This window comes from Streptococcus mitis subsp. hohhotensis (assembly GCF_000722775.1).
GTDB lineage: Bacteria > Bacillota > Bacilli > Lactobacillales > Streptococcaceae > Streptococcus > Streptococcus carlssonii.
Map to the genome: position 1 here is coordinate 178,578 of NZ_JPFZ01000008.1, position 8,302 is coordinate 186,879.

The 8,302-nt window shown below is 36.5% G+C and carries 12 protein-coding genes, 1 tRNA gene and 1 pseudogene; all 14 read left to right on the plus strand.

Annotation, left to right across the window (positions count from 1 at the left end):
• The first annotated feature begins 26 nt into the window (after nt 1-26).
• The 14 genes and pseudogenes from SK608_RS02575 (at nt 27) to SK608_RS02630 (ending at nt 8,022) form a co-directional block, all read left to right on the plus strand.
• A complete protein-coding gene (locus SK608_RS02575) occupies nt 27-332 on the plus strand; it encodes a hypothetical protein (RefSeq protein ID WP_235202148.1) in 306 nt (101 codons plus the stop codon).
• The gene (locus SK608_RS02580) at nt 292-492 is read left to right on the plus strand and encodes a hypothetical protein (protein WP_033676373.1); all 201 of its coding nucleotides are present in this window, start codon (nt 292-294) and stop codon (nt 490-492) included. Before SK608_RS02575 ends, SK608_RS02580 begins: the two co-directional genes overlap by 41 nt.
• 1 nt (nt 493) lies before the next feature.
• Nucleotides 494-700 (plus strand): hypothetical protein, encoded by a 207-nt coding sequence (locus SK608_RS11625; RefSeq protein ID WP_033676335.1) that lies wholly within the window; start codon nt 494-496, stop codon nt 698-700.
• A gap of 4 nt (nt 701-704) precedes the next feature.
• On the plus strand, nt 705-968 hold the full coding sequence (locus SK608_RS02590) for a hypothetical protein (protein WP_033676337.1): 264 nt from the start codon (nt 705-707) through the stop codon (nt 966-968).
• On the plus strand, nt 965-1,480 hold the full coding sequence (locus SK608_RS02595; protein ID WP_033676339.1) for a hypothetical protein: 516 nt from the start codon (nt 965-967) through the stop codon (nt 1,478-1,480). Before SK608_RS02590 ends, SK608_RS02595 begins: the two co-directional genes overlap by 4 nt.
• Nucleotides 1,473-2,924, plus strand: a complete 1,452-nt coding sequence (locus SK608_RS02600) for a virulence-associated E family protein (RefSeq protein ID WP_033676341.1) — start codon at nt 1,473-1,475, stop codon at nt 2,922-2,924. Before SK608_RS02595 ends, SK608_RS02600 begins: the two co-directional genes overlap by 8 nt.
• 350 nt (nt 2,925-3,274) lie before the next feature.
• A pseudogene (locus SK608_RS11630) lies at nt 3,275-3,379 on the plus strand (ATP-binding protein); the annotation flags it as partial.
• Complete coding sequence (locus SK608_RS11410) at nt 3,376-3,537, plus strand: hypothetical protein (RefSeq protein WP_000997172.1); 162 nt, start codon at nt 3,376-3,378, stop codon at nt 3,535-3,537. The pseudogene SK608_RS11630 and the gene SK608_RS11410, both read left to right, overlap by 4 nt.
• 89 nt (nt 3,538-3,626) lie before the next feature.
• A complete protein-coding gene (locus tag SK608_RS02605) occupies nt 3,627-3,857 on the plus strand; it encodes a hypothetical protein (protein ID WP_033676342.1) in 231 nt (76 codons plus the stop codon).
• Between the two features lie 48 nt (nt 3,858-3,905).
• Nucleotides 3,906-4,766: a phage major capsid protein gene (locus SK608_RS02610; protein ID WP_033676344.1), complete on the plus strand. Its 861-nt coding sequence runs from the start codon at nt 3,906-3,908 to the stop codon at nt 4,764-4,766.
• A 9-nt stretch (nt 4,767-4,775) separates the two neighbouring features.
• Entirely contained in the window at nt 4,776-5,306 is a 531-nt protein-coding gene (locus SK608_RS02615) for a hypothetical protein (RefSeq protein WP_033676346.1), read from the plus strand.
• A 512-nt stretch (nt 5,307-5,818) separates the two neighbouring features.
• Entirely contained in the window at nt 5,819-6,139 is a 321-nt protein-coding gene (locus SK608_RS02620; RefSeq protein ID WP_235202149.1) for a transcriptional regulator, read from the plus strand.
• Nucleotides 6,140-6,532: 393 nt separating this feature from the next.
• Nucleotides 6,533-7,888, plus strand: a complete 1,356-nt coding sequence (rlmD, locus tag SK608_RS02625) for a 23S rRNA (uracil(1939)-C(5))-methyltransferase RlmD (RefSeq protein WP_033676350.1) — start codon at nt 6,533-6,535, stop codon at nt 7,886-7,888.
• A 62-nt stretch (nt 7,889-7,950) separates the two neighbouring features.
• Nucleotides 7,951-8,022 (plus strand) — tRNA-Glu (locus SK608_RS02630).
• The last annotated feature ends 280 nt before the right edge of the window (nt 8,023-8,302 follow it).

Sequence of the window (8,302 nt, forward strand, 5' to 3'; positions counted from 1 at the left end):
GCAGGAAAAAGGCACAGGAAAACAATATGACATTAAACATAAAGGAAATTCAAGAGCAAGGGGGCAGACTTGGAGATGTGCTTCCCAGAATTGAATTAGTTAGACAGTTGAGCAATTCGCTGATAATAGCGAAAAATAACGGAGCAGATACTTTTATCTTATCTAAACAGACGGCAGAGGGCTTGGCCGTTATTCGTGACCAGATGGAACAACTCCATAGAGAGTTGGACGGGATTGCAGTTTATCTCCTTAATTGTGAGAATTTTGAAGAATTGGGGTACAAGTCAGATGATAACACCAGATATAAGAAAAATGACACAAGCAGAATTTGATAACTTCATGGCTGATTTAAAGGTAAACGATCCGAATTTATTTCAGTTTATCGTTGATTTTATCAATAAAAAAGTAACCGTTCAAGAAGTTGAAGCTTTCCAAAAGATGGAATATCAAGCCCAACAGTTATATATCAAGAATTACAAAGCGAGGGCATGACATGAATGAACTAGATTTAAACAATACACAGGCGCTTATTTTTACCGTGATTTTGATTGGCCTTCTCATATATCTAAATCATCGAGACCGCAAAAAGTGCGCTCAAATGGAGCGAGAAAACAGGAAACTAGGAGAAAGTCCTAGCGAAAGTTTAAGCCCAGATTATGGGCGGTATATCCAGCTTGCAGGCATTAAGCCGTGGAGGTGACGATATGTTTGAAATGATGATTGAAGAACTTCAAATAAAAATATTAGAAGCCTTAGAACGTTACCTAAAAAGTCATGAGAAAATACCTCCCCGAATCATTGGGTTGATTTCCGCAAAACGAGTACAGGAAGAGTTAGATATAAAATATCTGACCTTACAAAAATGGGAAAGAATGGGCTTGAAACGTTATCAACCTCCAGGAGACGATAGCAGAAAAGTTTATTATAAAGTGGACGATATCCGTAAGTTTATGGGGGTGGGAGAATGAGAGTGATAGAGTTAACCTTGTCTAGTGACAAATTAGCCTTATTCGGCTTTCTCAAGTCTACCCCTACCCAAGCTTGGAAGAATGAGAATCACTTCAAATTCATCTACTTTGAACCGATTGGCGAAGCGCTGACGAATTTCCACTATAAAGGCTTGTATGTGACTGTCAAAGACGAAAAAGAGGAAGTAGAGGGTTGGAGGTTAGTTAGAGACTTGGAGATAGTTTTGGCCAGTCCTGACTTGCTGACGATCCTGAAAGATTTAGAGGTAAACAAATTGACCGAGCAACGGCAGGGGCTTGGAGTGGAGTTAAAAGGCTGGGTTTTTGACCTGATTTGTAATGGCATTTATACCAGATATGAGACTTCACTTTTTGTCCGCTTGCTATTTGTCAATGGCTACAGTTTTAGTCAGCTGGTGGATTTATTTTCAGCAATCGTTAAACGCAAAGACCTAGCAAGCTACTTTCTAGAAGTAGCGACAAAATTCTATAAGGAGGTGGCTTTTGAATAGTGAAGAAATTGTAAGTAAAATTATCGAAGAGAATCAGCAACAAATACCGCCTACCGTGGTGGACTTGACCCAAGCAAGGGAGACTAACGAGGAAAACAACAGCCTGGATTTAACACCTAAAACCAAAGGAAAAGGCTTTGTCATCACCTTGGACAATCTCAAGAAGATTTTGAGTGGGGATAGTAAGCTAAAAGGGGCGATACAGTACAACGCTTTTACATATGAAATTGACGTTACCAAGTCTATTAAGTTAAATGGTAGAACCTTGAGCGGTACAATCGATGACCTGATTATCAGAGAGATTAGGGCTTATATTGCTACCAAGTATAAGATGGATTATAAAAAAGGGGATATCGCTGATATCTTAGAAGTGGTGGCTGGAGAACACAGCTACAACCCCTTAAAAGACTATCTGGAATCTTGCGAAAGCGAGTATAAAGAGTTAGTGAATCAGCGTGATCCCTTTGATATTTTAAGGCATTATCTCAATATCAAGGATGACGAATATAACCGTATTATTATGGACTTGTTTTTCCGTGGAGCGGTTGCCAAGGTGTTTGACCCTACTGTTAAGTTTGACTTTGTGCTGGACTTGACTGGAAGGCAGGGAGTAGGAAAGCCCCAATTTTTTGAGGGGCTTTTTACTCACAAGTATTTTACAACCGTTGAGACCTTCACAGATAAAGATGACAAGGCTAGAATGGTAAGAAACTGGTGTGTATTTGATGATGAGATGGTGGCCAGTAAAAAGGCTAGTTTTTCAGAATTGAAGAAATTCATCACAGAAACCAAGCTGGAGTTTAGACCGCCTTACGCCTCCAGCGACAGGCGATTGCCTAAGAGTTTTATTATTGTGAGGGCAACCAATGACCATGATTATTTAAACGACCTGACAGGAGAAAGGCGCTTTCTGGTTGCTGAGGTACACAAAGACACCGCTTATAGGGGCAGGAAGTGGACAGAGAAAGACCGTAGACACTTTTGGGGTGCTATGGTGATGGCTTGGAGAGCTAACCAAGTCTTGAACCTGACAGACGAGCAGGAAAAGCTAGTAAATGAGGTTAGAAGCCGTTACAAGTTTGTTGATGAAACCCTTGAGGATTTGGAGCGCTATTTAGGCACTCCTTACCCAAAAAGAATGTATCAGTTCCCGATTACCGACAGGACGCGATGCTATTATATCTATGATATGATGAACGAGGGATACTATAGAAATAACAGGGGCGGAACGGTTGAACTGGACACAGACACCTATGGCGAGCTGGTAGATAGGGATAAGATGACCATTAACCTATTTTTTCAAGAGGTGTATTTGACTGACAAAGTACCGCCAAAGGATAAGGCTAAGGTTAAAAAGTATATGCAAAACCGAGACGGCTGGGAACATAGGCGATCAACAAGATTTGGTAAAAGTATTAAACCAGCTTACGTTAAAAAAATGTAGTCAGTGTAGTTTATTTTTAAAAAGTGACTACATTTTAAATAGGAAGAAAACCCTTGATACATAAGGGGTTAGAAAAAAGTGTTGTTTTTACTATTTTACTGACTACACCCCTAAACCTTTGGTATTATTGACTTTTATATAAAAATGTAGTTATTTTCTATTTATTAAAGAGTATATCAAGATAAAAGATAAAAGGCGTTTATTGTTTATTTTTTTGGGAGCAAGGTGACTACATGACTACGCATGGCGAAAAGCCTTGTGACTGTAAGGCGGAGAGCGTAGTCACTAGATATCCCAAAATGACTACACTTTTTTATGAACTCTAAGAATTTTTTTAAGAGAGGTTTGAAAATGAAAGTAGAATTTTGAAAGGTTTAGAAGGGAACACTTTCAAGGCTTTTACGATCAAAGATAAGAGATACACTATAAACACAGTGAGGGGAGAATATCAATGAATGATGATAAAATGCGATTTGCAACAGAAAAAGGCTTTGTTGTCTATGAAAAATGTGGTATAATAGAGATAGAAAAAGTTCCAAGTTTTGGAGAAGTTACTTTATTCTATTCAGATGGGAAGTTTACCCATCTAGTCAAAAAAGAAACTAAAAAATAAGTCTATTGAGAACAACTCAGGGACATACCGTAAGCATATAATGCTAGTGGTATGTCCCTTTTTGTTTGCATAGAAAGGGGGTGAGGGTGATGTCAGGAGATACTTCTTTAGGGTATGTAGTAGCCAATAAGTTTTCTATGGATCCAGATAAAAGACAGAAAATCTTTTCTCAGTGTAAAAAAGAAGATGATAGTTTAGAACAACGGAAACAAGAAATACTAGAAAAACATGCTAACAAACAAGACAAATCAAAATCTAGAAAAAATGATTCTAAAGGCTCGGAGAGTCATAAAAGAAAAGCTAAGAGCAAAGAATTTTAGAAAGAATTATAAACAAAAATCAGATATTAAAAGATGAAGGAGCAAAAAATGACAACTAACTTAGTTAAACAAAAAGAAAATTTAGAAGCTTATATCCGAAGTACAGGTTATAACACTAGAGGGATGAACGTAGAAAATAATCATGTACTCATTGAAAAACCAATCCTTGATAGTTATGGAGATGAACATCAACGTAAAGAGCTGGTTGATCTAGTAAATGTTATTGAGACTCGTACCCGTGGTGGGAAGTATGAAGTGACTGACTTTGAATCTGATTCATTACAAGAAGTTAGCGAAAATTCGGTTGAGAGAACAGAAGCAGATAAAAAGAAAACTATCAGCGTTGATTACTTAGTTAAATTATTCAGTGGAAAACTTGATTTTTCACAGGAACAATTAGATGATGGCCAATATAATTTAACGGATTTTCTTGGTAAGAAGATTATTAAATTAAAACGTAGAACACGAAATAGAGAGATTGGGAAAATTCTCCAAACTGCGAAAGTGCAGACTGCTACAAGTATGGACGACTTGAAATCTATTGTTTCTTTAATCAATCCAGAGCGAAATGTATCTATGGTTGTTAGTCAATCACTATTTAGTGTCTTAGAAAAAATGAAAGACACTTCAGGAAATTATCTCCTTAAAGTTGATAAAGAGACAGGGACAAGTGAAACATTCTTTGTAGATAACTTTTTAATTGTAGATGATACAACATTAGGGAATAAAGGTGACAAAAAAGGCTTTATCGGAGATCTAGAAAACTTTGTTACTTTGTTTGATCGCAAGAAAGATACACTTAGTTGGGTGAATGCGAATGACTATTTTGGAAAACGGTTGATTTTACATACCCGATTTGATGTAAAAAAAGTTGAAGAAGATTGTGGTTATTTTATTCAATGGAACTAGGAGAAAGAAATGGATAAAGAAAAAGTATTTTTATTACTAGAAGAGCTAAATGATAAAAAGAATAAAATAAGAGGAGCAAGAGAAAAGCTAGATAAAAAAAGAAAAAACATCGTAAGGAAGCAAGATGTTTCGTTTGATAATATCGATGAATTTTTATCTAATAACTCCGAAACTATAGAGCAGCTTGAAAGAATGGAAGAATCTATTAAATTACTGGAGAAACAATTTGAAAACGATGAATGGGAATTAAGTTTGGCTCTTTTTGAATATATTTTTAAAGAAACTAAGCGCCAGGCAGAAAATAAGAATGTTTATAAGCGTTACCAGAAAAAACTTAAACAGATTCTAAATGCTTTTGATGAGATTCAAAATTTGAAAAAAGAAGTTGAAGAAATAAACAATAGTGTAGTAAAAGAATTAAGTCAGAAATATCAGTTGTCGCGGTATCGAACTGAAGTATACCCACATACTATTTTACCTTTCTTCTTAGAATCTCCAAAGGACTACCATAAAGCTAAAGAGTATCTAGAAAATAATTGATTCTTTAAACAAGGCTAATAATATTCTGAATGATTAAAAGAAGTATTACTAGCCTTTGTTTTTTAACTTTACTAAGTTTCACATAACAAAGTAAGCATAAACTGAAAAGAAGTAATAGCTTGAAAGCAAGGTATATCAGGGGTTTACAGAATGGAGTGAGTTTCACAGAATGTAAGATATGAGAAACTGAGGGGATAAATTAAAGAAATTTCCCTTGAACTTGTCATACTGAAGAGTTGTCCAACTTAAAACAATGATACCTGGTAATTTGTTGAGTTGAAAGGATATTGACTCCCCCCCACCTTTTAAAAAATCTTTCTGGCCAGTAGGGTACCGGTGAAGGGAACTTTTTCCAAGTCGGAGACCTCCAGACAAAAAGGGGGTAAAAACCTACCAATTTATCAGAAAAAGATTAGTTTTGAAAAATGAAGAAATTTAGTAGAAGAAATTAAGCTTTTACCCTTGTAATTTAAAGTAGAAAGCGGATGACCTACTTTCTGAGATTCCAGAGGATGGCAGGAAGTGAAAACCAAGTTAGGATAGATGAAGAGGCTTGGAAACTTGTTCTACCTGATCAGTGGAATTTGACTAGTAAGCATGAAAAAGCAATCAGAGAGAGTCTAGAAACATTTGTCTATGATATCAATAAGATAGAAAACAAGCGAGCCAGAAAATACTTTATTATCCATTATTGTTACATGAGGAAGAAAACAGTAAGTGAATGCTTAGAAATTGCTGGGATAAAATCCACTAATTATCATAGATACAAACAGATAGCTGTCTTAAACTTTGCTAGAATCCACCAGAACGGAGAACTAGAAGCATATAAGTAGCCATCAGATGAATAACTGGAGTCTAGGACGCCCCGTTTTAGGGCTTCATCATATAGAAAACTCCATGAATCAACTAGAAACCCTTAGAAATGAATCTAAGGGCTTTTAGATTTTAGAATATATAGGTTGGTGATATATGGTATAATGGTAATAGGTAATAAAAAAAGCACGTTTGACCGTGCTAGTTTCTTGCCTGCTGAACTCATCATATAGTATAGTGGCTCCTTTATGGGGCTTTTTTTGTGAACATTTTTAGGAACTTTTAAAGAATTTAAAGAAAATATAAGGAAATATGATTTTAAAGAAAATCAGGAATATCAAGGTCTTTACTTACTAATGAAATATAAAAATCAAGCGGTAGCGGAATAACTCAAAATGTGATAAGATAGGGGTATGAATCTGAAAGTGAAACAAAAAATACCATTAAAAATCAAGCGCATGGGAATTAATGGTGAGGGAATCGGCTTTTATCAAAAAACCTTAGTCTTTGTGCCTGGTGCACTCAAAGGTGAAGATATCTATTGTCAGATTACTTCTATTAAACGTAACTTTGTTGAGGCAAAATTACTGAAGGTCAACAAGAAGTCTAAATTCCGTGTTGTGCCAGCATGTACTATTTACAATGAGTGCGGAGGATGCCAAATCATGCACCTGCATTATGATAAGCAGCTAGAGTTCAAGACGGACTTACTTCACCAAGCACTGAAAAAATTTGCCCCTGCAGGATATGAAAATTATGAAATCCGCCCGACGATTGGAATGCAAGAACCCAAGTACTACCGTGCTAAGTTACAATTTCAGACTCGAAAATTTAAGAATCAGGTCAAGGCGGGCTTATATGCACAAAACTCTCACTATTTAGTAGAGTTGAAAGACTGCCTGGTACAAGACAAGGAAACCCAAGTGATTGCTAATCGCCTAGCAGAATTACTTACTTATCACCAGATTCCAATCACGGATGAGAGAAAAGTTCTAGGTGTTAGAACTATAATGGTTCGACGAGCAAGAAAGACTGGACAGGTTCAGATTATTATTGTTACAAATCGTCAGCTTAATTTAACCCAACTAGTAAAAGACTTAGTTAAAGATTTCCCAGAAGTTGTGACAGTAGCTGTGAATACAAATAAAGCTAAAACCAGTGAGATTTATGGTGAAAAGACAGAGATTATCTGGGGAGAAGAGAGTATTCAAGAAGGTGTACTCGATTATGAATTTTCACTATCTCCTCGAGCGTTCTATCAACTAAATCCTGAACAAACAGAAGTTCTTTATAACGAGGCGGTAAAAGCCTTGGATGTTACTAAAGAAGACCATTTGATTGACGCTTATTGTGGAGTTGGAACGATTGGATTTGCCTTTGCAAAGAAAGTAAAAACACTCAGAGGTATGGATATTATTCCAGAAGCCATTGAAGATGCCAAGCGAAATGCGAAAAGAATGGGATTTGACAATACTCATTATGAAGCTGGAACGGCAGAAGAGATTATTCCTCGTTGGTACAAGGAAGGCTACCGAGCAGATGCTCTGATTGTGGACCCACCACGTACAGGTCTGGATGATAAGTTATTAGATACTATTTTTACTTATGTGCCAGAAAAAATGGTTTATATTTCTTGTAATGTTTCGACCTTGGCTCGTGATTTGGTACGCTTAGTAGAAGTCTATGATCTTCATTATATCCAGTCGGTCGATATGTTCCCACATACAGCTCGAACTGAAGCTGTTGTAAAATTAATAAAAAAAGTTTAAAAAAAGGTGTTGACAAAGTTTGAAAAGTCGGTATAATAGTAAGAGTTGAAAATAATAACTCAGGTCCGTTGGTCAAGGGGTTAAGACACCGCCTTTTCACGGCGGTAACACGGGTTCGAATCCCGTACGGACTATGGTATGTTGCGGTTGAGGCACTTGATGAAAAAAGTTTTAAAAAAGTTTCAAAAAAGTGTTGACAAGCGAAAGCAACTGTGATATACTAATATAGTTGTCGCTTGAGAGAAGTGAGTGACAAAGACCTTTGAAAACTGAACAAGACGAACCAATGTGCAGGGCACTACAACTAAGGTTGTAGTACTGAACAATGAAAAACAATAAATCTGTCAGTGACAGAAATGAGTGAGAACTCAAACTTTTAATGAGAGTTTGATCCTGGCTCAGGACGAACGCTGG